20 protein-coding genes and 1 riboswitch are annotated in these 22237 nt (G+C 59.3%); of the genes, 11 read left to right on the forward strand and 9 right to left on the reverse strand.

What is annotated here, in order from left to right; translation table 11 throughout:
• Nucleotides 1–12 precede the first annotated feature (12 nt).
• Complete coding sequence (locus FGA82_RS04810; RefSeq protein WP_093429862.1) at nucleotides 13–462, reverse strand: c-type cytochrome; 450 nt, start codon at nucleotides 460–462, stop codon at nucleotides 13–15.
• Nucleotides 463–590: 128 nt separating this feature from the next.
• Between FGA82_RS04810 and mltA the strand changes: the two genes are divergently transcribed.
• Complete coding sequence (mltA, locus tag FGA82_RS04815) at nucleotides 591–1763, forward strand: murein transglycosylase A (protein WP_141126214.1); 1173 nt, start codon at nucleotides 591–593, stop codon at nucleotides 1761–1763.
• Nucleotides 1764–1857: 94 nt separating this feature from the next.
• Here the strand turns inward: mltA and FGA82_RS04820 are convergent, their stop codons facing one another.
• Together FGA82_RS04820 and FGA82_RS04825 are read right to left on the reverse strand one after the other, a co-directional pair.
• On the reverse strand, nucleotides 1858–2241 hold the full coding sequence (locus FGA82_RS04820) for an MAPEG family protein (RefSeq protein ID WP_141126215.1): 384 nt from the start codon (nucleotides 2239–2241) through the stop codon (nucleotides 1858–1860).
• Between the two features lie 39 nt (nucleotides 2242–2280).
• Nucleotides 2281–3114: an EamA family transporter gene (locus FGA82_RS04825; protein ID WP_141126216.1), complete on the reverse strand. Its 834-nt coding sequence runs from the start codon at nucleotides 3112–3114 to the stop codon at nucleotides 2281–2283.
• Between the two features lie 322 nt (nucleotides 3115–3436).
• On the opposite strand from FGA82_RS04825, the gene FGA82_RS04830 reads away from it, so the two are divergent.
• Nucleotides 3437–4606, forward strand: a complete 1170-nt coding sequence (locus FGA82_RS04830) for an MFS transporter (protein ID WP_141126217.1) — start codon at nucleotides 3437–3439, stop codon at nucleotides 4604–4606.
• Between the two features lie 287 nt (nucleotides 4607–4893).
• A complete protein-coding gene (locus tag FGA82_RS04835; protein WP_141126218.1) occupies nucleotides 4894–6156 on the forward strand; it encodes a cation:proton antiporter in 1263 nt (420 codons plus the stop codon).
• Nucleotides 6157–6187: 31 nt separating this feature from the next.
• Here FGA82_RS04835 and FGA82_RS04840 read toward each other — a convergent pair whose 3' ends face one another.
• Nucleotides 6188–7051, reverse strand: coding sequence for a LysR family transcriptional regulator (locus FGA82_RS04840; protein ID WP_141126219.1), 864 nt, complete (start codon nucleotides 7049–7051; stop codon nucleotides 6188–6190).
• Between the two features lie 91 nt (nucleotides 7052–7142).
• Here FGA82_RS04840 and FGA82_RS04845 point away from each other — a divergent pair, with 91 nt between their 5' ends.
• Entirely contained in the window at nucleotides 7143–7556 is a 414-nt protein-coding gene (locus FGA82_RS04845; RefSeq protein ID WP_095112778.1) for a VOC family protein, read from the forward strand.
• A 76-nt stretch (nucleotides 7557–7632) separates the two neighbouring features.
• Nucleotides 7633–8883 (forward strand): cation:dicarboxylate symporter family transporter, encoded by a 1251-nt coding sequence (locus FGA82_RS04850; RefSeq protein ID WP_141126300.1) that lies wholly within the window; start codon nucleotides 7633–7635, stop codon nucleotides 8881–8883.
• Nucleotides 8884–8885: 2 nt separating this feature from the next.
• Here FGA82_RS04850 and FGA82_RS04855 read toward each other — a convergent pair whose 3' ends face one another.
• The gene (locus FGA82_RS04855; RefSeq protein WP_141126220.1) at nucleotides 8886–9782 is read right to left on the reverse strand and encodes a formate/nitrite transporter family protein; all 897 of its coding nucleotides are present in this window, start codon (nucleotides 9780–9782) and stop codon (nucleotides 8886–8888) included.
• Nucleotides 9783–9956: 174 nt separating this feature from the next.
• Complete coding sequence (locus tag FGA82_RS04860; protein WP_016984776.1) at nucleotides 9957–10364, reverse strand: acyl-CoA thioesterase; 408 nt, start codon at nucleotides 10362–10364, stop codon at nucleotides 9957–9959.
• A 198-nt stretch (nucleotides 10365–10562) separates the two neighbouring features.
• Nucleotides 10563–10661, forward strand: a riboswitch (S-adenosyl-L-homocysteine riboswitch).
• A 23-nt stretch (nucleotides 10662–10684) separates the two neighbouring features.
• Between FGA82_RS04860 and ahcY the strand changes: the two genes are divergently transcribed.
• The 4 genes from ahcY (at nucleotide 10685) to FGA82_RS04880 (ending at nucleotide 16223) form a co-directional block, all read left to right on the forward strand.
• Nucleotides 10685–12094, forward strand: coding sequence for an adenosylhomocysteinase (gene ahcY, locus FGA82_RS04865; protein ID WP_123532525.1), 1410 nt, complete (start codon nucleotides 10685–10687; stop codon nucleotides 12092–12094).
• Nucleotides 12095–12285: 191 nt separating this feature from the next.
• The gene (gene metF, locus FGA82_RS04870; protein WP_141126221.1) at nucleotides 12286–13131 is read left to right on the forward strand and encodes a methylenetetrahydrofolate reductase [NAD(P)H]; all 846 of its coding nucleotides are present in this window, start codon (nucleotides 12286–12288) and stop codon (nucleotides 13129–13131) included.
• A 170-nt stretch (nucleotides 13132–13301) separates the two neighbouring features.
• Nucleotides 13302–14114 carry a substrate-binding periplasmic protein gene (locus FGA82_RS04875; RefSeq protein ID WP_141126222.1) on the forward strand — a complete coding sequence of 271 codons (813 nt, stop codon included), beginning with the start codon at nucleotides 13302–13304 and terminating at the stop codon, nucleotides 14112–14114.
• Nucleotides 14115–14336: 222 nt separating this feature from the next.
• Nucleotides 14337–16223 (forward strand): DEAD/DEAH box helicase, encoded by a 1887-nt coding sequence (locus tag FGA82_RS04880; protein WP_034153634.1) that lies wholly within the window; start codon nucleotides 14337–14339, stop codon nucleotides 16221–16223.
• A 202-nt stretch (nucleotides 16224–16425) separates the two neighbouring features.
• Here FGA82_RS04880 and FGA82_RS04885 read toward each other — a convergent pair whose 3' ends face one another.
• Together FGA82_RS04885 and FGA82_RS04890 are read right to left on the reverse strand one after the other, a co-directional pair.
• A complete protein-coding gene (locus FGA82_RS04885; protein ID WP_038358767.1) occupies nucleotides 16426–17004 on the reverse strand; it encodes a YceI family protein in 579 nt (192 codons plus the stop codon).
• A gap of 31 nt (nucleotides 17005–17035) precedes the next feature.
• A complete protein-coding gene (locus tag FGA82_RS04890; RefSeq protein ID WP_007913713.1) occupies nucleotides 17036–17587 on the reverse strand; it encodes a cytochrome b in 552 nt (183 codons plus the stop codon).
• Between the two features lie 323 nt (nucleotides 17588–17910).
• On the opposite strand from FGA82_RS04890, the gene FGA82_RS04895 reads away from it, so the two are divergent.
• Nucleotides 17911–18408 carry a hypothetical protein gene (locus FGA82_RS04895; RefSeq protein ID WP_141126223.1) on the forward strand — a complete coding sequence of 166 codons (498 nt, stop codon included), beginning with the start codon at nucleotides 17911–17913 and terminating at the stop codon, nucleotides 18406–18408.
• 371 nt (nucleotides 18409–18779) lie between these two features.
• On the opposite strand, the gene FGA82_RS04900 is transcribed toward FGA82_RS04895, so the two are convergent.
• Nucleotides 18780–20549: a flavin monoamine oxidase family protein gene (locus FGA82_RS04900; RefSeq protein ID WP_141126224.1), complete on the reverse strand. Its 1770-nt coding sequence runs from the start codon at nucleotides 20547–20549 to the stop codon at nucleotides 18780–18782.
• A 223-nt stretch (nucleotides 20550–20772) separates the two neighbouring features.
• Between FGA82_RS04900 and FGA82_RS04905 the strand changes: the two genes are divergently transcribed.
• Nucleotides 20773–22179, forward strand: coding sequence for an adenosylmethionine--8-amino-7-oxononanoate transaminase (locus tag FGA82_RS04905; protein WP_141126225.1), 1407 nt, complete (start codon nucleotides 20773–20775; stop codon nucleotides 22177–22179).
• Nucleotides 22180–22237: the final 58 nt, after the last annotated feature.

The raw sequence follows: 22237 nt of genomic DNA on the forward strand, positions 1-22237 counted from the left end.
ATCTTTTAACTATCAATGATCGCGAAACTGTTTATGGCAAGCACTGCAGGCATCTTCAACTTTCTGCACCGCCGGCCCGAGATTGCTGGCCTTGTACGGCTGAACCTGACTGGCAATCACCAATTCACCGGTGGCCGCTTCAAGGTTGCGGGCCATTTCCTGAAAACGCGCCTGCTGCTTCCAGACATCGTCCTTGGCGCTGGTGTGATCTTCTTCACGCACCTGCGGGAAATGCTTCCACGGTTCATGGGACAACGCATCGAGCTTGACCGCGCCTTCGGCGAACTTCGGCCCGTCGAACGGAATGCGCCCACGCAACATGCCGCCCAGGTCTTCGCCGGTTTTGAGCATTTGCTTGAAGATAGCCTTACGCTGGCCCAGCGGGGAATTCGGATCGACACCGCCACAGGCGGACAAGGTCAGACAGGCCAGCAATACAACAGAAATGCTTTTAAGAGTCATGGTGGCTTCAGGTCACGGAATTCGGCGGCCAGTATCCTCGCGTCCCCGCCAAACACCAATAGCCCTATTAAAAATACGGGTTGTTCGAGCGCATGGAGCACTCGGCCAACCGGCACAGGAATCACTCCATGAACAGCCGCTTCCAGGCCTGGCGTTACCCGCTGATCGCAACCCTGCCACTGCTGGCAATCCTCGCCGGCTGCACCGGCGGTGACAGCGCCAAGCCAAAAACCCACGCACTGGCCACTTATTCCAGCGCCACCTGGGAAGCATTGCCGGCAGTGTCCGATAGCGATCTGGTCGCCGGCTTCGGTTCGTGGCGCAGCGCGTGCACCCGGCTCAAGGCTGACGCCGTCTGGGGCAGCACCTGCGCCGCCGCGGCCAACGTCCCGCAAAGTGCTGGCGAGATTCGCGCCTTCCTCAAACAAAACCTCGACGTCTACGGCCTGCGCGCTGAGAACGACAACCCCAACGGCTTGATCACCGGTTACTACGAACCGGTCTACCCCGGCAGTTTGACGCCGACCGACACGGCCAATGTGCCGGTGTACGGCGTGCCGGAAGACATGATCATCGTCTCGCTGGACAGCATTTACCCGGAACTGAAAGGCAAGCGTCTGCGCGGTCGCCTCGAAGGCCGAGTGCTCAAGCCTTACGACGACGCAGCCACCATCGAATCCAAAGGCGTCAAAGCCCCCGTGGTTGCCTACCTGACCGATCCGATGAATCTGCAATTCCTGCAAATTCAGGGTTCAGGGCGGATTCAGACCCAGGACGGCAAACAGCTGCGCATCGCTTACGCCGACCAGAACGGCCATCCGTACCGGCCGATCGGCCGCTGGCTGGTCGAGCAGGGTGAGCTGAAGAAAGAAGACGTGACCATGAACGCGATCAGCAACTGGGCAAAAGCCAACCCGGCGCGGATCCCGGAACTGCTCGGCAGCAATCCGAGCTATGTGTTCTTCACCCGCAACCCGGACAGCAACGAAGGCCCACGCGGTTCGCTGAACGTACCGTTGACGGCGGGTTACAGCGCAGCGGTGGATCGCAAGGTGATTCCCTTGGGCAGTCTGCTGTGGCTGTCGACGACAAAACCGGATGGTACGGCACTGGTGCGTCCGGTGGCGGCGCAGGACACCGGCGGCGCGATTGCCGGTGAGGTCCGTGCAGATCTGTTCTGGGGCACGGGTGATGCGGCGGGGCAATTGGCCGGAGACATGAAACAGCAAGGGCAGATCTGGATGCTCTGGCCAAAAGGCGCGGCGTTGCCGCAAGTGCCGCAGGTGGCCGACAAACCTTAAAAAGCAAAAGATCGCAGCCTTCGGCAGCTCCTACAGGAGTACGTATTCCTCTGTAGGAGCTGCCGCAGGCTGCGATCTTTTGATCTTGCTCTTTTTACACCGACACGAAGAAGAACGAAGCAATCAATCCCATCCCCACAAACCACACCAGCGAACGCAGGATCGCCCAGTCTGCCAGATAGCAAATGATGTACAGCAGGCGACTGGTAATAAACATCACCGCCAGCACATTGACCGTCACCAACTGCGCGGTTCCCACCAGATGCGCAATGATCACCGCCGCTGCAAACGCCGGCATCACTTCAAAGCTGTTCAGTTGCGCCGCGTGCGCCCGACGGGCCACACCGTTGAGACTTTCGAGAAAGTCGCGCGGATCGTGGTTGTCACTCAACCGGTAGCCACCCACGGCTTTCGCCACGCCAGTGCAGATGTACGGCAGAAAAATCGCAATCAACACACACCACAGAGCCACCGTCATATCGCCGTCCTTTTTTCGAGTTATAGAATTCGCGAGCGGTCAGAACTTCATCACCAACATGCCGATCAGCACCAGCCCACAGGCTAAGAGCCGTGGACGGCCGAAAGGTTCTTTCAAGTAGCGCATGCCGAACAGCACCACCAGAATCACGCTGATTTCGCGCAATGCCGCGGCCTCCGCAATCGAGCCCAATTGCATCGCCCACAGCACCAGAGCGTAGCTGGCCAATACGCAGAAGCCCACCGCCAACCCCAGCTTCCATTGCTCACGCCAGAACAACATGAACGCCGGACGCTTGGCGACCCACGCCAACAGCGGAAACGGCCAGGCGCTGAGCAGCGTGACCCAGACCAGGTAATCGAGTGGATGCGACCAGCGCCGCAGCGCCTGGCCATCGATGTAGGTGTAGCAACCGATACACAGGCCAATCAGCGCCACTACCGGCAACATCGACCATGGCAAATGCTTGCCACCGCCGCCCTGCCAAAGCAGGCAGGCCATGCCGAACGGAATCAGCATGATGCCGAAAATTTGCTGCGGGGTGAGCACTTCACCCGCGAAGATGAGAGTCAACGCGAGCACCACCAAAGGCGATAATCCGCGCATCAGTGGATAGACCAGTCCGAGATCGCCGACCCGGTAGGCTTGAATCAGCAGATAGCGATAAAGCAGTTCGAAGGCTGCCGAAGCGAGAATCCATGGCCAGATTTCCACGGGCGGCAAGCTCACGAATGGAAACGCGATGGCAACGACCAGCAGCGCCACGGTGTCCATGCACGCCACCACCAGCAACCGCTCGGCGCTGAACTTGATTAATGTATTCCACGTCGCATGCAACAACGCCGCCATCAATACCAAAGCTGTCGCCAGCACGTCTTACCCCTTTTTTTTATGAGTTCCCGTGTGGGAGCTGCCGCAGGCTGCGATCTTTTGATTCTGATTTTTTAACAACAAGATCAAAAGATCGTCCGAACGCGGCCCGAGCCTGCGGCAGCTCCTACAGTGAATCATCGAATAGTCAGATTATTGATTCGCGATGTGTCAGCAGCTGTTTATACTGCAAGCGACCACGCCGCACTCAGTTGCGCACAGAAAAATACCAATAATTCCTGCCTGCACCGGCCTCCATCGAGATCGGTCGTCGGCCTGCGTATGCCTGATCAAAGCGTCAAGACTACCGACAGAGACCTTGCGCATGCCACTCGCCTTGCTTGCCCTCGCTGTTGCCGCGTTCGGCATCGGCACCACTGAATTCGTCATCATGGGCCTGCTGCCCGATGTCGCCCGTGACCTCGCCGTGAGCATTCCCCACGCGGGCCTGCTGATCACCGGTTACGCGTTGGGTGTGGTGTTCGGCGCGCCGATCCTGGCGATCGGCACCGCGAACATGCCGCGCAAAGCGACGTTGCTGGGCATGACGCTGATGTTCATCCTCGGCAACATACTCTGCGCACTGGCGCCGAACTACGCGACGCTGATGGCCGCTCGCGTAGTCACCGCGCTGTGCCACGGCGCGTTCTTCGGCATTGGCTCGGTGGTTGCCGCCGGGCTGGTCGCACCGAACAAACGCGCGCAGGCGATTGCGCTGATGTTCACCGGCCTGACCTTGGCCAACGTCCTCGGCGTACCGCTGGGCACGGCGCTCGGGCAATACGCCGGCTGGCGTTCGACTTTCTGGGCGGTCTCGGTGATTGGTGTGATCGCCGCTCTCGCGCAGTGGCTGTGGTTGCCGAAACACATCCCGATGGACAAGGCCAACCTCGCCAGCGAGTTCAAAGTGCTGGGCAAGGTCAACGTGCTGCTGGCACTGGGCATGAGCGTGTTGGCGTCGACCAGCCTGTTCAGCGTGTTCACTTATATTGCGCCGATCCTGCAGGACATCACCGGTGTCAGCCCGCACGGCGTGACAGTGATGCTGCTGTTGTTCGGCGTCGGCCTGACCGGCGGCAGCATGCTCGGCGGGCGTCTGGCTGATAGCCGTTTGTTGCCTTCGCTGGTCGGTGTGGCCCTTGCAGTGGTGGTGATTCTGGCGGCGTTCAGTCAGACCAGCCGTTCGGTGGTGCCGGCGGCGATCACCTTGGTGCTGTGGGGGATTTTCGCTTTTGCGCTGTGTCCGATTCTGCAATTGCTGATCATCGATCAGGCCCATGAAGCGCCGAACCTCGGCTCGACCTTGAATCAGAGCGCTTTCAACCTCGGTAATGCGGCGGGTGCGTGGCTCGGCGGACTGGTAGTTGCCAGTGGCGCGGATCTGGCGGACTTGCCGTGGACCGGTGCGCTGGTCGGTGTGTTGACGGTGCTGACGGCGCTGTTTTTCATCTATCTGCAACGTCGCGGCGCTGCTGCGGTCAATGTGTCCGGTTAATCGTGTTGTGCCAGACAGCGCCCTCACCCTAACCCTCTCCCAGAGGGAGAGGGGACTGAATGGGGGATATTGGGAAGGTACGCCGACGTGAACCCGCTTTGCTGAATCCATAATCGACTCGGTTATTCAGGTCGATGCATGCCACAAGACAATAAGGTCGGCTCCCTCTACCTCCGGGAGAGGGCTGGGGTGAGGGAAGCTTGTGCCCTCTGTCGCCCTCAGCCCATCAAACCCCTGCGCCCAAGCATCGGGCGCGCTCCACTCACCCCTCATCCAAAGGACCCCGGATGCTTGAGCTTGTCGCCGCTTTCATCTGCCTCACCACCCTCCTGACCTTCGTCAACTTCCGCTTCATCGGCCTGCCGCCGACCATCGGCGTGATGGTTACCGCGCTGTTGTTCTCGCTGATCCTGCAAGGCCTGAGCGTGCTCGGCTACCCCGGTCTCGAAGAACGCGTGCAGCAACTGATCGGCCAGATCGACTTCGGCGATCTGCTGATGAACTGGATGCTGTCGTTCCTGCTGTTCGCCGGCGCCTTGCACGTTAACCTCAACGATCTGCGCAGCTACCGCTGGCCCATCGGCCTGCTGGCGACCTTCGGCGTGTTGATTGCCACTGCGGTGATCGGCAGCCTCGCCTATTACATTTTTGCCCTGTTCGGCTGGCACGTGAGCTTCTTGTATTGCCTGCTGTTCGGCGCGCTGATTTCGCCAACCGACCCGATCGCGGTGCTCGGCGTGCTGCGTACCGCCAATGCGTCGAAGCCGTTGAAGACCACCATTGTCGGTGAGTCGCTGTTCAACGACGGCACTGCTGTTGTGGTGTTCACTGTATTGCTGGGCATCGCCCAACTCGGCGAAACCCCGACCGTCAGCGCCACCGCGATGTTGTTCGTTCATGAAGCCATCGGCGGTGTGCTGTTCGGCGGTCTGATCGGTTATCTGGTCTATCGAATGATCAAAAGCGTCGAGCAGCATCAGATCACAGTGATGCTGACCTTGGCGCTGGTCATCGGTGGTTCGGCGATGGCCACCGAGATTCACGTTTCCGCGCCAATCGCGATGGTGGTGGCCGGTCTGATCATCGGCAACCTCGGGCGCAATCTGGCGATGAACGACATGACTCGCCGTTATCTGGACGGTTTCTGGGAATTGCTCGATGACATGCTTAACGCGCTGCTGTTCGCGCTGATCGGCATGGAGTTGTTGCTGCTGCCGTTCAACTGGCTGCACGTAGCGGCGGCGAGTGTATTGGCGGTGGCCATTCTGCTCTCGCGCCTGCTCACTGTGGCCCCGGCGATTCTGCTGCTGCGCCGCTGGCGGACAGTGCCCGCCGGCACCATCCGGATTTTGACCTGGGGCGGTTTGCGCGGCGGTGTCTCGGTGGCACTGGCGCTGGCCCTGCCGCTAGGCCCGGAGCGCGATCTGCTGCTGAGCATCACTTACATTGTGGTGCTGTCGTCGATCCTGTTGCAGGGACTGACCATCGGCAAACTGGTCAAGCACGCGACGCGCAACGAGCCGAGTGCTGCGACCGAAACCGCGCACTGACACATCACTGCGGCGCAGTCGTGGAATACTTTCATGGCGGGTCGCAGAGTAATTCGAGCAGATGTCGCATCGCCAACGGGCGGTGCGGCGTCGAGCTGTGCATCACCACCAGTTCCCGCGAATAACGCTGCTCCTTTTCCACCGGCAGGACATACATTCCGTCCAGCGCCATCCCGGCCCATTGCGGCACCAGTGACACTCCCATCCCCTGAGTCACGAGCATGACGATGGTTTCCAGCGCATCCAGTTCACACAGCACATTCGGCTCGATCGCCTGCTCGTCGAGGTATCGCTGAGCGATCTGCCCGCCCCATGAGCGTGCGTCATAACGAATGAATGGACCTTCGCGCAGCAGTGTTTCCAGCGACTGTCCGACGCGCGCCGCCGGCGCAATCAGAACCAGCGGTTCGACCTTGAGCACAGCCAGCACCAATGCCTTCGGCGGCTGGAACGGCGGCCTGACCAGAATTGCCGCGTCCAACTCGCCCGTCAGCACTTTTTCGTAAAGGCTTTTTGAATCTCCGGGCGTGATCTTCAATTTGAGCGCCGACGCCGAAAACGCCAATCGCTCGATCAACCCCGGCAAAACCCCCGTCAACGCCGTCGAGATCGCGCCAATCTTCACCTCTCCCGTCAGAGCATCGTGGTCCCGATCGTTTTGCAACGCCTGCGCCTGTTCGATGATCGCCCTGATTTGCGGCAGCACCTGCAGACAGAGATCCGATGGCCGTACGGCATGCGCGGTGCGCACCAACAAGGCATAACCCAGTGACCGTTCGAGTGCCTGAACTCGCTGACTGATCGCCGCCGCCGTGCGGTTTTCGCGGCGCGCGGCGGCCGCAATCGAACCGGTTTCAACTACCGCGATCAGGCTTTGAAGAAAGCGCACGTCCATAAGTTTTCCTTTCGCTCAGAACAAGGCGAAGCCGTTTTGCCCCGCCGCACGGCCTGTTTACCCTGAGTGCTCCTTCACTCAGGGCTATCACATGAACAGACCTTTTCACGCTGCATACCATGTTTGCGACCTGGAACAGACGCGGACTTTTTATCGAGATGTGTTGGGCTGCACTGAAGGCCGCAGTACAGAGACGTGGGTCGACTTCGACTTTTTCGGCAATCAACTCTCGCTGCACCTGGGCAAACCCTTCGCGACAACCCGCACCGGGCAGGTCGGCGAGCACAAGGTGCTGATGCCACACCTCGGCGTGGTGCTGCCTCTAGAGGAATGGCTGGAACTGGCCGAGCGCCTGAACCGCTTGGGCACTCACTTTGAAATCCCACCGGTGATTCGTTTCGCCGGCGAAGCGGGCGAGCAACGCACGATGTTCTTCCTTGACCCCAGCGGCAACCCGATCGAAGTCAAAGGCTTCAAGGACTTCAACGGTCTGTTTGCGCATTGATTCCAACCCCAACAAACACAATAAAAAGGGGCACAGCATGAGTAGCAAAACATCCACCAGCCTGGTCACTCGCATCATGATCGGGCTCGCCGCCGGGGTCGTCGTCGGCATCCTCCTCAACCAGTTTCCCGAACACAAGACCTGGTTTATCGACAACCTGCTGCAACCGGCGGGCGACCTGTTTATCAGGCTGATGAAAATGATCGTCGTACCGCTGGTCTTTGCCTGCATGGTCGTTGGCATTGCCGGCGCGGGCAGTACCAAGGCCTTGGGACGGGTCGGGATAAAAACGCTGGTGTATTTTTTCACGATCACCAGCATCGCCATCGTCTTCGGGCTGATCATCGGCAACGTATTCCAGCCCGGCGCTGGCGCGGATTTCAGCAGCACCTTGCAAGCACCGGTCACCGGCCTGGCCGCTACGGGTGAAACGCAAAACCTGGGTCGAACCTTGGTCAACATTGTCCCGGACAACATCGTATTGGCCATGTCGCAGGGCAAACTGCTGTCGGTGTTGTTCTTTGCCATCCTGTTCGGCTGCGCCTTGTCGATGCTGCCCGAGCAACAGAAGGCGCCGCTGATCGCGGTGATGCAAGCGGTTTCCGACACCATGTTCAAGGTCACGCATCTAGTCATGCACTATTCGCCGATCGGCATCTTCGGCCTGATCGGCGTGACCGTGGCCAGCTTCGGTTTGAGTGCCTTGCTGCCGCTGGCCAAGCTGATCGGCATCACTTACGTAGCCGTGCTGCTGTTCGCATTCTGCGTGCTCGGGTTGGTCGCAAGAATCGCGGGTATCCGTTTTTTCCATCTGATTCGGGAAATACGCAGTGAACTACTACTGGCCTACAGCAGCGCCGCTTCGGCCACGGTGATGCCGCAACTGATCGAGAAAATGGAGCGCTATGGAGCGCCGCGCCCGATTACCAGCATGGTCATTCCGCTGGGCTACTCGTTCAACCTGGACGGCGCATCACTGTTTGCAGGGCTGGGCACGTTGTTCATCGCTCAGGCCTATGGCATTGATCTGGGTCTGGCAGATCAGGCGATGCTGGTGCTGATCATGGTGCTGACATCCAAAGGCGCGGCGGGCGTGCCGGGCTTCATGTTCATCATTCTGACGGCAACGCTGACCGCCGCCGGATTGCCAGTGGAAGGCGTGGCGATCATCGCTGGCGTTTACCGGTTGATGGACATGCCGGTGACTGCGCTGAACGTGTTGGGCAACGCGCTGGCGCCGCTGGTCATTGCACGTTGGGAAGGTCAGCTCAAGGCGCCTGAAAGCGAGCCGGCCGCGTCACCGGTCAGCCCGCCGTTCAACGCTTGAAACTATCGGCTTTTACTGCCTGAATCATCCTCGCGGGATTCGCCAGAGGCGGGTTTATCCGTCTTTGGCGCCCCGCTCTCACTGCGAATCTGCGCATGGCTGATCAGCGCAAAGATAAAGCTGCCACCAATGATGTTCCCCGCCAGCGTCGGCCCTGCGAAGACCATCCAGAAATCACTCCACGGCAATTCACCGGCAAACACCAGGTACGACACTTCTGCCGAACCCACCACGATGTGGGTGAAGTCGCCGAGCGCCATGAGATAGGTGATGAGGATGATGATCCACATCTTCGCGCTCTCCATGGACGGGATCATCCAGACCATGGTGGCGATCATCCAGCCGGAAACGATGCCTTTGGCGAACATCTGGCTGGCGTGGTTTTCCATGACCTTGCGGCCGATTTCGAGGAAGGCGTGGTCTGTCTTGGTGTCAAAGATCGGCAGTTCGAGCATCACGTACGCGACCAGAATCGTGCCGCACAGGTTGCCGACCAACACTACTGTCCACAGGCGGATCAGCCGGCCGAAGTTGCGAATCGTCGGTTTGGTCATGACCGGCAGCACGGCGGTCAGGGTGTTTTCGGTGAACAGTTGCTGACGGGCGAGGATCACCGCGAGGAAACCGGCGCAGTAACCGAAACTGGCGATCACTTTGAACTCGTCACCGTCGGGCAGGCGCGAGTTGAGCAGGCCCATGCCCATCAGCGACAGACCCATGGTCAACCCGGCCGCCAGTGCCGACCACCAGAGTGCGGCGATGCTGCGCTCCAGCTCCTGATCGCCTTGGCTGCGGATGATTTCATGCAGGACGGCCGCGCGAGGCGGCTGGCTTTTCTCGACTTCGTGCTGCTCTTTGGCCGAGAGGTCGGGGGTCTTGCCGTCGGTGGGGATGGTCATGGCGTGAGAACCGTGGGGGGTAGTGTTTACCTACGACCCCGGCGGTTCATGGCTGTTCAGTGGCCAGATCAATCTTCAGTGACTTTGAAAGCGCTTTCGCGAGCACGCTCGCGCCCACAGGTTCACGCTATACCTGTGGGAGCGAGCTTGCTCGCGAAGGGTGTGACGCCGATGTCACTTGGTGACGAGTTCATCTTCCTGAAACTGGTCTTTGACGTACTTGATCTCGGTCCGCCCGTGCGGTGCCGGCAAGCCGTCCTCACCCAGATTGACGAAAACCATCTTCTCAACGGTGAGAATGCTCTTGCGGGTGATCTTGTTGCGCACTTCGCAGGTGAGGGTGATCGAGGTGCGGCCGAACTCGGTGGCGGTGATACCCAGTTCGATAATGTCGCCCTGGCGCGAGGCGCTGACGAAGTTGATTTCGGAAATGTACTTGGTCACCACGCGCTGATTGCCCAACTGGACGATCGCGTAAATCGCCGCTTCCTCGTCGATCCAGCGCAACAGGCTGCCACCGAACAGGGTGCCGTTGGGGTTGAGGTCTTCGGGTTTTACCCATTTGCGGGTGTGGAAATTCATCTTCACTCCTGAGTGTCTTGCCGAACGATGGACGGTATCTTGGCAGACTGAGCGGTCAGGCTCCATGCGGCTTCGACTATGGTCGTCATTAACGATCTTCATCTGGCCGACAGAAACCCTTTGGAAGATCAGTCTAGACGGCTATAATCGCCCCCGTTTCAAAACGGTAACGTTCACTTGCTACCGTTTTCCCGCCACCTGTCCGAGGGGCGCTGCAGCAGGTTCAACCTGTCAGGCTCGGATGGGGCGTTGACTGGCCACGGCCGGACACTAAACGCACAACGGCGCCCATTCGCATACATTACGAATGGAGGCTCTTCATGAGCGCTGTTATCACGCCTGCAGATTTTAACGATTACAAAGTTGCCGACATGTCCCTGGCTGCCTGGGGCCGTCGCGAAACCATCATCGCCGAATCGGAAATGCCGGCTCTGATGGGTCTGCGTCGCAAGTACTCCGGCGAGCAGCCGTTGAAAGGCGCCAAGATCCTTGGCTGCATCCACATGACCATTCAGACTGCCGTGCTGATCGAAACCCTGGTTGCCCTGGGTGCCGAAGTACGCTGGTCGTCGTGCAACATTTTCTCGACTCAGGATCAGGCTGCTGCCGCTATCGCTGCTGCCGGCATCCCGGTTTTCGCCTGGAAAGGCGAGACTGAAGAAGAGTACGAGTGGTGCCTGGAACAAACCATCCTGAAGGATGGCGCGCCATGGGACGCCAACATGATCCTCGACGACGGCGGCGACCTGACTCAGCTGCTGCACGACAAGTACCCACAAGTACTGGATCGCGTTCACGGCGTGACCGAAGAAACCACCACTGGCGTACACCGTCTGCTGGACATGCTGGCCAAGGGCGAGCTGAAAATCCCGGCCATCAACGTCAACGACTCGGTGACCAAGTCCAAGAACGACAACAAGTACGGCTGCCGTCACAGCCTGAACGATGCGATCAAGCGTGGTACCGACCACCTGCTGTCCGGCAAGCAAGCGCTGGTCATCGGTTACGGTGACGTGGGCAAGGGCTCCGCTCAGTCCCTGCGTCAGGAAGGCATGATCGTTAAAGTCTCCGAAGTTGACCCGATCTGCGCCATGCAAGCGTGCATGGACGGTTTCGAACTGGTTTCGCCGTTCATCGACGGTATCAACAACGGCACCGAAGCAAGCATCGACAAAGCGCTGCTGGGCAAGATCGACCTGATCGTGACCACCACCGGTAACGTTAATGTTTGCGACGCGAACATGCTCAAAGCTCTGAAAAAGCGCGCCGTGGTCTGCAACATCGGTCACTTCGACAACGAAATCGACACCGCTTTCATGCGCAAGAACTGGGCATGGGAAGAAGTGAAGCCACAGGTACACAAGATTCACCGTACCGGCCCGGGCGCTTTCGACGCACAGAACGACGACTACCTGATCCTGCTGGCCGAAGGCCGTCTGGTAAACCTGGGTAACGCCACTGGCCACCCAAGCCGCATCATGGACGGTTCGTTCGCCAACCAGGTTCTGGCGCAGATCTTCCTGTTCGGCCAGAAGTACGCCGACCTGTCGCCAGCCCAGAAAGCCGAGCGTCTGACCGTTGAAGTACTGCCGAAGAAACTTGACGAAGAAGTGGCCCTGGAAATGGTTCGCGGCTTCGGCGGCGTGGTCACGCAACTGACCAAGCAACAGGCTGACTACATCGGCGTGACCGTCGAAGGCCCGTTCAAGCCGCACGCTTACCGCTACTAAGTTTAGAGCAGCTGCGAGCCGCAAGCTTCGAGCGGCAAGTAAGGTCAAAAGCCGGACTTGCCGTGCGAAGCCTGAGGCTCTGCCCCCAATTAAAAACAGTGTCAGGCCGCAAGCTTCAGGCACGAGAGACCAGCGCACCTCCGCTGCTCTTGCAGCTTGAAGCTTGCAGCTTGTAGCTGGAGGTTCCCTCCATGTCCCAAGACCGTCGCTACAGCTTCGAGTTCTTTCCGACCAAGACCGATGCTGGGCATGAAAAACTGCTCGCCACTGCGCGTCAGCTGGCCACTTACAACCCCGACTTCTTTTCCTGCACCTATGGCGCTGGTGGTTCGACTCGTGATCGCACCCTCAATACCGTCCTGCAACTGGAAAGCGAAGTCAAAGTACCGGCCGCACCGCATCTGTCGTGCGTCGGCGACAGCAAGGACGACCTGCGCGGCCTGCTGAACGAGTACAAGGCTGCCGGCATCAAGCGCATCGTTGCCCTGCGTGGTGACCTGCCGTCCGGCATGGGCATGACCAGCGGTGAGCTGCGTCACGCCAATGAACTGGTTGAATTCATTCGTGAAGAAACCGGTGACCATTTCCATATCGAAGTCGCTGCTTACCCGGAGATGCATCCGCAAGCACGCAACTACGAAGACGATCTGGCCAACTTCGTGCGCAAGGCTCGCGCCGGCGCCGACAGCGCGATCACCCAGTACTTCTTCAACGCCGACAGCTACTTCTACTTTGTCGACCGTTTGCAGGCGCTGGGTGTCGATCTGCCGATCGTCCCGGGGATCATGCCGATCACCAACTACAGCAAACTCGCGCGCTTCTCCGATGCCTGCGGTGCGGAAATCCCGCGCTGGATCCGCAAGCAACTGGAAGCCTACGGCGATGACACGCAGAGCATTCAGCGTTTTGGTGAGCAAGTCGTCAGCGAGATGTGCGAGCGTCTGTTGCAGGGCGGCGCACCGGGGCTGCACTTTTATTCCATGAACCAGGCTGAACCGAGTCTGGCGATCTGGAATAACCTGAAGTTGCCTCGTTGAAGCAACGGCAAGCTTCAAGCTGAAAGTGACAAGCAAGATCAAGAGATCGCAGCCTTCGGCAGCTCCTACAGGGGTTGTTGAGGTTGCGATTTTTTACGTTTAAAGGCCCGAAACAGAGCTTGTTCAGGCACTTTCTGGCTCTTTCGCGTTTCTCGTCGTAATCTCAAGCCATGCCTTTGATCACGCAGTTATTCGCCGTGCTGGTTTTTGCTTGCCTGAGCTTCGCCGCTCGAGGCGAGAAGCTGCGTATTGTCACCGAACCGTGGGCGCCTTACGTTTATGAAGACGGCGGCAAAAACCTCGGGCTCGACTACGAAACCACTGCCATTGTCTTCAAACGGCTGGGCATTGAAGTCGATTGGCAATTCCTGCCATGGAAGCGCTGCCTGTCGATGCTTGAGACCGGTCAGGCTGATGGCGCGCTGGACATTTTTCACAGCGAAGAGCGCGACGCCACCCTGCTTTACCCGAGCGAACCGCTGTCGGACGTCGAGTTCGTGATGTTCTACGCCAACGACCGGCCGCACCCGTTCAGCAAACTCGAAGAACTCAAAGGCCTGACCATCGGCACCTCGCCGGGTTATCTGTACAGCCCCGATTTCAGTGAATCAACGTTGTTTAGCCGTGAACCGGCACCGACCCACGAAGCCAACTTCGGCAAACTGGTGCGCGGTCGCATCGACTTGCTGATCACCGATCGCCGCGTCGGTCAGCATTTGCTCGATGAATTGAATATTCGCGATCAGATCACTGAGAACCCTACCGTTATTAGCCGTCAGAGCCAGTTTCTCGCGGTTCGGCGCAATGCCGGCATGGATTTGCTGGTGCAGCGTTTCGGTGCCGAACTCAAACGTTTCAAGCGCGAACCGGCTTACGCCGAGCTGAGCGCACGCTACGGCGCCGCCCCTGCCAGCAGCCCGTCAATGAATTCAGCCACGGCCAACAGCAAAACCGTTGAGCAGCAGGAAAGCAGCGCGCAGTGATTGCTCTGTTATACTCCGGCGTTCCCGCCAGGCTCACGCCCGGACGCCCGGAACCGTAACAGGCCTCTCGACCCGCTACAGCGCAGCTTTGCAGCCCGCGCGAGCGCTCCAGACGTGCCTTCGGAACCGCAGCAGGACCGGACGGGATTGCGTCCTCTTAAACGCCATTCGCGCCAGGCAAGACTCCCATTGGGCCAAGCCCTAACTAAAACAGGATTACTCATGTCCTTTGCTTCCCTCGGTCTCTCCGAGGCTTTAGTCCGCGCCATCGAAGATGCGGGCTATACCGAGCCTACTCCGGTGCAACAGCGGGCCATTCCCGCCGTGTTGCAAGGTCGCGACCTGATGGTTGCGGCACAGACAGGTACCGGTAAAACCGGCGGTTTCGCCCTTCCGATCCTGGAGCGGTTGTTCCCCAACGGTCACCCGGACAAATCCCAGCGTCATGGCCCGCGCCAACCGCGCGTACTGGTCCTGACCCCGACCCGCGAACTCGCGGCCCAGGTTCACGAGAGCTTCAAAATCTACGCCCGTGACCTGAAATTCGTCAGCGCCTGCATCTTCGGCGGCGTCGGCATGAACCCACAGGTTCAGGCCATGTCCCGTGGTGTCGACGTGCTCGTCGCCTGCCCGGGTCGCTTGCTCGACCTCTGCGGCCAGGGCAGCGTTGACCTGTCCCACGTGGAAATCCTCGTCCTCGACGAAGCCGACCGCATGCTCGACATGGGTTTCGTGCACGACGTGAAGAAAGTTCTCGCGCGCCTGCCGTCCAAGCGTCAGAACCTGCTGTTTTCGGCGACGTTCTCTAAGGACATCACCGACCTTGCCGGCAAGCTGCTGCACAACCCGGAACGCATCGAAGTCACGCCGCCGAACACCACGGTCGAGCGCATCGAACAACGCGTATTCCGTCTGCCGGCCAGCCACAAGCGTGCGCTGTTGGCGCACCTGATCACCGCCGGCGCGTGGGAACAGGTGCTGGTCTTCACCCGCACCAAGCACGGCGCCAACCGCCTGGCCGAGTACCTGGACAAGCACGGCCTGCCGGCTGTGGCGATCCACGGTAACAAGAGCCAGAACGCGCGCACCAAAGCGCTGGCTGACTTCAAGGCCAACCAGGTGCGCATCCTGGTAGCGACCGACATCGCCGCACGCGGTCTGGACATCGATCAGTTGCCACACGTGGTCAACTTCGAACTGCCGAACGTCGATGAAGATTACGTTCACCGTATCGGCCGTACGGGCCGTGCCGGTCGTTCGGGCGAGGCGATTTCGCTGGTCGCGCCGGACGAAGAAAAACTGCTGAAAAGCATCGAACGCATGACCAAGCAGAAAATCGCCGACGGCGACCTGATGGGCTTCGATTCGAGCACCATTGAAGCCGAGAAGCCGGAAGTGCGTGAGCGTCCGGACGTGCGTAACCCGCGCAATCCACGTGGCCCTCGCGGCGACGGGCCGAATGGCGGCGGTGGTGGCGGCGGTCGTAAAGACAAAGGCAAAGACAAGGGCAAAGAGAAGCCGGCCGGTGAACGTGGCGAGCGTCCTGCCCGTCAGCAGAAGCCGCGCGAAGGCACCCCGGCCCGCGAACAGCGCCCGAGTCAACCGCCACGTGCGGCGGCTGATCGTGCGCCGGACGAGTTCCTCGACGACGATGTGGATAACTTCGGTAACCGCGTTGACTACGTACCGAAGCCTGCTCCTGCCGGCGGCCGTGGCCGTCGTCCAGGCGCACCGGCTCAGGGCGCAGGCGCAGGTTCGGGCGCACCACGCGGCGGTCAGTCGCAGGGTCGTCAGAATGGTCCGCGCAACAGCAACGGCTCGAGCACCGGCACCCCGCCAGCCAAACGCAGCGGCGGCCCGCGCAACGGCGCACCGCGTGATGGTCAGTCGGGTCGTCGCGACGATTCCGCCTCGTCCTCGCGCAACCGCCGTCCAGCCCGTGACGATCAGCCTCGCAGCGAGCCAGCCGTGCAGAACCCGCGCAGCAACGGCCCGAAGATCATGCACAAGGAGTCGAAAGCCGACCGCTTCCCGACGCCTGAGCAACTTGATCAACTGCCAAGCCGCCCGCGTGGCGAAAAACCAGCGCTGCTGACTCGCAATCGCTGAGTTAACGCCGCCATAAAAGATGCCCCGCCTCGCAAGAGCCGGGGCATTTTTTTGCCACCGCGAATCCCTGCATCACCATAATCCCCATGTGGGAGCGAGCTTGCTCCCACAGTGGATATGCGGTGGTCTCAAGTCATGTGACGGGCAATAAAAAACGCCCCCGGCCTTTCGACCGGGGGCGTTTTTGTGTGGCGGACGAAAGTTATTTAACTTTCACGCCTTCCAGCGAGATGTCCAGATCCGCAGTTTGCGAGGTAGGACCTGGACCCTTGATCCCGAAATCGTTCAGGTTGAGGGTGGTCTTGGCATTGAAGCCAGCACGCTCGCCGCCCCATGGATCCTTGCCTTCACCGTTGAACGTGGCCTTGAAGGTCACAGGCTTGGTTACGCCGTGCAGGGTCAGGTCGCCAGTCACGTCAGCAGTCTTTTCACCGGTCGATTTAACGGCGGTGGAAACGAACTTGGCATCAGCAAACTTGCCCACGTCGAGGAAGTCTTTGCTGGCGATGTGCTTGTCACGTTCAGCGTGGTTCGACCACAGGCTGGCGGTTTTCACATCAACCGAGATCTTGCTGGCTTCAGGCTTGGCCGAATCCCACGAGAACGTACCGTCGAAATCTTTGAAAGTACCGTGGATGAAGCTGTAACCCAGGTGGCTGATTTTCCAGTCAACGAAGGCGTGCTGACCTTCCTTGTCGATTTTGTAGTCCGCAGCCATGGCCTGACCAGCCGAGAGCAGTGCAGAACCGATTGCCAGAGCGGCCAGAGTCTTTTTCAACATGCTTTCTTTTCCTTTGAGTCGAGGTTGAATTTCAGGCTTTGCGACCGAGCATTCGCGTCAGGGTCGCATCACGATCGATAAAGTGGTGCTTCAATGCTGCCAACGCATGGAGACCGGAAAAAATTACCAGCGCCCACGCCAGCCAGAGATGAATCACCCCGGCGGTATCTGCCTGATCCGGTAGCCCGGAAACCAGTGCAGGAACTTCAAACAGGCCAAACACCGGGATCCCGACACCGTCTGCGGTGGAAATCAGGTAACCGGCAAGCATCACAGCGAACAGCGCCAGATACAGAAACCCGTGGCCGAACTTGGCGCCGATACGGGTCATGCGACTGTAGCTTTGCAGCGTCGGTGGCGGTGGGCTGATAAAGCGCCACAGCACCCGCAACACCATCACGGCCAGCAACACTAGGCCGATACTCTTGTGCAGATCCGGCGCTTCTTTGCGCCAGCTGCTGTAGTAATCCAGCCCGACCATCCACAGACCCAGCGCGAACAGCCCGAAGACCACCAGCGCCACGCCCCAGTGCATGAAGATGCTGACCCAACCATAGCGCGAAGAAGAGTTACGTAGCTGCATTGCCCAAATCCTGTGAGAACTGCGAACCAAGACTAGCGAGTTATCTATCGAATTAAAGCGGAAAATTTCGCTTTGAAATATCGAGAAATACGATCAAGAGTCTGGAAGTGACGTGTTAAGGAAAGATTAAAGGCGGTTTTTCCGCACAGCGCTCGGGCCATGCTGCTCGATTCTCGCTGGCTGATCCGACGCTCCCAGGAGCAGATGGCGATCGCAGGAAAGTCGTCGCCAGAGAAATTCTCAATCGATAACTATGTATCGCTAGTTGTACGTCTGCACCTGATCAAATGATGACTCAATCATTCTTTGAAACGGTGAACAACATGGCTCTTCGTTACACCCCCTTTCAAGCAAGTGGCACTTCCGAGTTACCGCCCAACCAAACCTTGACACCAGGCCAATATCTGCAATCCGAGAACGGCCAATTCCGCCTTATATTGCAGACCGATGGAGATCTGGTGATCAAAGAAGGTGAAGCGGTAGTGTGGATTGCCGATAACCATCAGCCTTACAGTTTAACTTTGCATCCAAAAAAGATGCGTGAGCCACTGCAGTTTGTCATCAGCAATAACGGTTTTCTCTACGACCCTTCCCGACGGCGCCTATGGATTGCTGAAAGCACTCACAGCCTCGACAAATCGCTCTGGTACAACACGTACATGACGCTCCAGGACGATGGCAACCTGGTCATCTACGATCAGCGCAACGGGAATCTGCGTTGGGCCCGCTTCGGTTTTGTCCCCGGGCGCATTCGAAAACCCAAGCAACGATGGCTCCGAAAATTACCGAACGGCACGGAGTTCTTCAAATGGGACTTTTAACAAGCGTTAGTTAGTTTTATTGATTAGTTGGTGAACACCGCCGGCGGCTGCAAGCAATCCGCGCTATATGGATCTATCTTGCATTGATGGGCAAGCTCAGCGCCATAACCCCCAGGAAAGAAACGCCCATTGGCACAACCAGAAAGTGTCATCAACAGAAGTATTGCCGTTAGCCTTTTCATCACGCGCCTCCAATTTCTTCAAGCATAAAGTTGGAGATCAGGCACCCGCTATCGTTTCGTTCTGATTGTTTTGTGGGAAGTGTCCTGCGCAAAGGTAAGCCTTGAGACTGCACCGGGAAGGATTGCAGCGCGCGCTTCCGGCAAAAAAAACGCGGCCCGTATGGCCGCGTTTTTTATTGAAGCAAAGGCTTACTGCGCCTTGGTCTCGGTCGTTGCAGCAGGCTTGGCTGCTGGCTTCTTCGCCGGTTCGGCCTTTTTCGCTGCCGGTTTGGCCGGCGCCTTCTTCGCCTCGGTTTTAGCTGCAGGCTTCTTCGCCGCTGGCTTGGCCGCTGCTTTCTTCGCCGGTTCAGCTTTCACCGGGGTCGCTGGTTTCGGTGGTTCCACCGGAGCTGGCGCGGGTGCCGGGGTCGGCGCAGGCGCTGGAGCGACCGGAGCAGGAGCCGGCTCTGGCGCTTTCACAGGCTCAGGCTTCTTCTCGTCATCCGAACCACCAAACAGGTTGCTGAAGAAGTTGCCCTTCTTCGCCGCCACGGCACCCGCCGCGCCTGCCGCTGCTGCGGCCGGTACCACCTTCGCCGGCTCAAACGACTTGCCCGCCGCCAGATCTTCAACCTGACTGGCAGCACGCTGACCGGTGCGGAGTGCGCCTTCCAGCGTGCCCGGGTACAAGGTGTCTGTGTGTTCGCCAGCGAACGTCACGCGTTGCAGCGGATGTTCCCACAGGCGCCAGAACTTGCTGATCTGGCCCGGGCCATAAGCCAGGTACGCGCCGCCCATCGACGGGTCGGTGCTGTAGCGACGAATTTCATAGCCGGTGAACGAGCCACGGGCCTGTGGATAAAACGCGTGCAGACGAATCAGCACCTGATCGACCATCTGCTTGTCGCCGAACGCCTGCATCACGCGGGCATTGTCGCCGGACAGGTTGATCACCACGTTGGCGCCGCCCTTCAGGGCAGGCTCGATCCACAACATGCCCAGACCAGTGTTGCTGTAGATTTCGCCGGACATGCGCGCCTTGCTTTCCCACACCGGCGTCTTGAACTTCAGCATGATCTGGTCGCGCCAACCGTAGTTGGTGCCCTTGATCGCGGCCATGTGCTGGGCATCCAGCGCCGGCGTCAGCGCAATCTTGTTCAGTGCGCGCAATGGCACGGCCAGTACGACGTAATCAGCCTGGTATCCAACACTGCCGACCTTGACGGTCACGCCGTCCTTGTCCTGATTGATCGCCGACACTGGCGAATTGGTCTTGATCGTCTTGATCTGTTTGACGAACGCCTGCGCCAGCACCTGGCTGCCGCCGACCAGACGCGAAGCGCGCAGATCACGGTCGGAGATGCCGCGATAGACACGGTTCTGCTGCGCGAAGTACAGCAGCGACAAACGCGAAGGTTCGTCGTAGTGGGTGCGGATGTCCTGGTTGATCAACTGGCGCGCGGTGGCCGGCAGATTCTGCTTGTCGAGCCAGCTCGACACGGTGATCTGGTCCAGCGCGTGCAGGGTGGCGGTCGCCGCCGGGTTCTGCGGGTCGTCGATCGAGCGCGCCAGATCGTCGAGGGTTTTCTGATAGCGCTTCAGGGCATCGGCAGTAGCCGGTTGCTTGGTGGCTAGATCGGCGGCAGAGAAATACTCGCCGTCGATCAGGTAGCCCGGGGTACGCACGAATTCCGGAGCCGGCGTGGTACCGAGCTTGAACGTCGAAACGTACTTGTTCAGCACCGGCTGGGTCTTGTCGTTGCCGATCCACTCGCTGGTGGCCATGCCCGAGCGTCCGCCCATGCTCGGCTTGGCTTCCAGCAGGGTGACCTGCCAGCCTTTGTTTTGCAGTTCATAAGCGGCAGTCAGGCCCGACAGGCCGCCGCCGATCACGATTGCGGTTTTATCCTTGGCCAGCGCTGTAACGCTGAACAGCCCCAACATCACCAGCGCACAGGCGCGCAGCCAACCGACAGACATTCAGCGAACTCCGGAAATACACGTAGGAAAAAGCAGTTTTGCGGGTCAGACGACCCAAAGAACCGCGAAGAATACGTTAGCCATCAAAACGCCGCCAGCGACGTCTATCGGCTCATACAAAGTAGCTCAATCGACACAATGGGTTGTCCCCGCGCGACGCATTGCATAGGCTTGCGCGATTGTTTGCCCGCGCCTGACGCGAGCCGCCTCGAGGAGACTGTAAATGGGCCTGAATAACCAGTGGATGCAACGCGACCTCGCGGTGTTGTGGCATCCCTGCACCCAGATGAAAGACCACGAACAGCTGCCGCTGATCCCGATCAAGCGCGGTGAAGGCGTCTGGCTCGAAGACTTCGAAGGCAAACGCTACCTCGACGCGGTCAGCTCGTGGTGGGTCAACGTATTCGGCCACGCCAACCCGCGCATCAACCAGCGCATCAAGGATCAGGTCGATCAACTTGAGCACGTGATTCTGGCCGGCTTTAGCCATCAACCGGTGATCGAGCTGTCCGAGCGTCTGGTGAAGATGACCCCGGAAGGGCTGAACCGGGTGTTCTACGCCGATAACGGTTCGTCCTGTATCGAAGTCGCGCTGAAAATGAGTTTTCATTACTGGCTCAATCGCGGCCAACCGAACAAAAAGCGCTTCGTCACCCTGACCAACAGCTACCACGGCGAAACCATGGCGGCGATGGCGGTCGGCGACGTGCCGCTGTTCACCGAAACCTACAAAGCGCTGCTGATGGACACCATCAAAGTGCCGAGCCCGGATTGCTACGGCCGCCCCGAGGGCATGAGCTGGGAAGAGCATTCGCGCAACATGTTCGCGGCCATGGAACAGACCTTGGCCGAGAACCATGACAGTGTCGCGGCAGTGATCGTCGAGCCGCTGATTCAGGGCGCAGGTGGCATGCGCATGTATCACCCGGTGTACCTGACGTTGCTGCGCGAAGCCTGCGACCGTTACGGCGTGCATTTAATCCTCGACGAAATCGCCGTTGGTTTCGGTCGCACCGGGACGATGTTTGCCTGCGAAAAGGCCGGCATCCGCCCGGACTTCCTCTGCCTGTCGAAAGCCCTGACGGGCGGCTATTTGCCGCTGGCGGCGTGCCTGACCACCGATGAGGTCTACAGCGCGTTCTACGACGACTATCCAACCCTGCGCGCGTTCCTGCATTCGCACAGCTACACCGGCAACCCGCTGGCGTGCGCGGCGGCATTGGCGACGCTGGATATCTTCGAGCAGGACAACGTCATCGAGAACAACAAGGCATTGGCCCAGCGCATGGCTTCGGCGACGGCGCATCTGGTCGATCACCCGAACGTGTCTGAAGTGCGTCAGACCGGCATGGTGTTGGCCATTGAGATGGTCAAGGATAAAGCCACCAAAGAGGCCTACCCTTGGCAGGAGCGTCGCGGTTTGAAGGTGTTCCAGCATGCGCTGGAGCGTGGCGCATTGCTGCGGCCGCTGGGCAGCGTGGTGTATTTCCTGCCGCCGTACGTGATCACCCCGGAGCAGATCGACTTCCTCGCCGAAGTGGCTAGCGAAGGCATCGACATTGCTACGCGTGACAGCGTCAGTGTGGCCGTGCCGAAAGACTTCCATCCCGGTTTCCGCGATCCGGGCTAACCAACTTCTCGTGCCCACGCGCAGCAAAGGCATGCAGCCCAGGACGCTCCGCGTCCCA

The organism is Pseudomonas fluorescens, from assembly GCF_005938625.1.
Taxonomy (GTDB): domain Bacteria; phylum Pseudomonadota; class Gammaproteobacteria; order Pseudomonadales; family Pseudomonadaceae; genus Aquipseudomonas; species Aquipseudomonas fluorescens_BD.

Bases quoted from the DNA above. Each gene is read 5' to 3' on its own strand.
- FGA82_RS04810 (WP_093429862.1), bottom strand. From the start codon at position 462: ATGACTCTTAAAAGCATTTCTGTTGTATTGCTGGCCTGTCTGACCTTG.
- mltA (WP_141126214.1), top strand. From the start codon at position 591: ATGAACAGCCGCTTCCAGGCCTGGCGTTACCCGCTGATCGCAACCCTG.
- FGA82_RS04820 (WP_141126215.1), bottom strand. From the start codon at position 2,241: ATGACGGTGGCTCTGTGGTGTGTGTTGATTGCGATTTTTCTGCCGTAC.
- FGA82_RS04830 (WP_141126217.1), top strand. From the start codon at position 3,437: ATGCCACTCGCCTTGCTTGCCCTCGCTGTTGCCGCGTTCGGCATCGGC.
- FGA82_RS04835 (WP_141126218.1), top strand. From the start codon at position 4,894: ATGCTTGAGCTTGTCGCCGCTTTCATCTGCCTCACCACCCTCCTGACC.
- FGA82_RS04840 (WP_141126219.1), bottom strand. From the start codon at position 7,051: ATGGACGTGCGCTTTCTTCAAAGCCTGATCGCGGTAGTTGAAACCGGT.
- FGA82_RS04845 (WP_095112778.1), top strand. From the start codon at position 7,143: ATGAACAGACCTTTTCACGCTGCATACCATGTTTGCGACCTGGAACAG.
- FGA82_RS04850 (WP_141126300.1), top strand. From the start codon at position 7,633: ATGATCGGGCTCGCCGCCGGGGTCGTCGTCGGCATCCTCCTCAACCAG.
- FGA82_RS04855 (WP_141126220.1), bottom strand. From the start codon at position 9,782: ATGACCATCCCCACCGACGGCAAGACCCCCGACCTCTCGGCCAAAGAG.
- FGA82_RS04860 (WP_016984776.1), bottom strand. From the start codon at position 10,364: ATGAATTTCCACACCCGCAAATGGGTAAAACCCGAAGACCTCAACCCC.
- ahcY (WP_123532525.1), top strand. From the start codon at position 10,685: ATGAGCGCTGTTATCACGCCTGCAGATTTTAACGATTACAAAGTTGCC.
- metF (WP_141126221.1), top strand. From the start codon at position 12,286: ATGTCCCAAGACCGTCGCTACAGCTTCGAGTTCTTTCCGACCAAGACC.
- FGA82_RS04875 (WP_141126222.1), top strand. From the start codon at position 13,302: ATGCCTTTGATCACGCAGTTATTCGCCGTGCTGGTTTTTGCTTGCCTG.
- FGA82_RS04880 (WP_034153634.1), top strand. From the start codon at position 14,337: ATGTCCTTTGCTTCCCTCGGTCTCTCCGAGGCTTTAGTCCGCGCCATC.
- FGA82_RS04885 (WP_038358767.1), bottom strand. From the start codon at position 17,004: ATGTTGAAAAAGACTCTGGCCGCTCTGGCAATCGGTTCTGCACTGCTC.
- FGA82_RS04890 (WP_007913713.1), bottom strand. From the start codon at position 17,587: ATGCAGCTACGTAACTCTTCTTCGCGCTATGGTTGGGTCAGCATCTTC.
- FGA82_RS04895 (WP_141126223.1), top strand. From the start codon at position 17,911: ATGGCTCTTCGTTACACCCCCTTTCAAGCAAGTGGCACTTCCGAGTTA.
- FGA82_RS04900 (WP_141126224.1), bottom strand. From the start codon at position 20,549: ATGTCTGTCGGTTGGCTGCGCGCCTGTGCGCTGGTGATGTTGGGGCTG.
- FGA82_RS04905 (WP_141126225.1), top strand. From the start codon at position 20,773: ATGGGCCTGAATAACCAGTGGATGCAACGCGACCTCGCGGTGTTGTGG.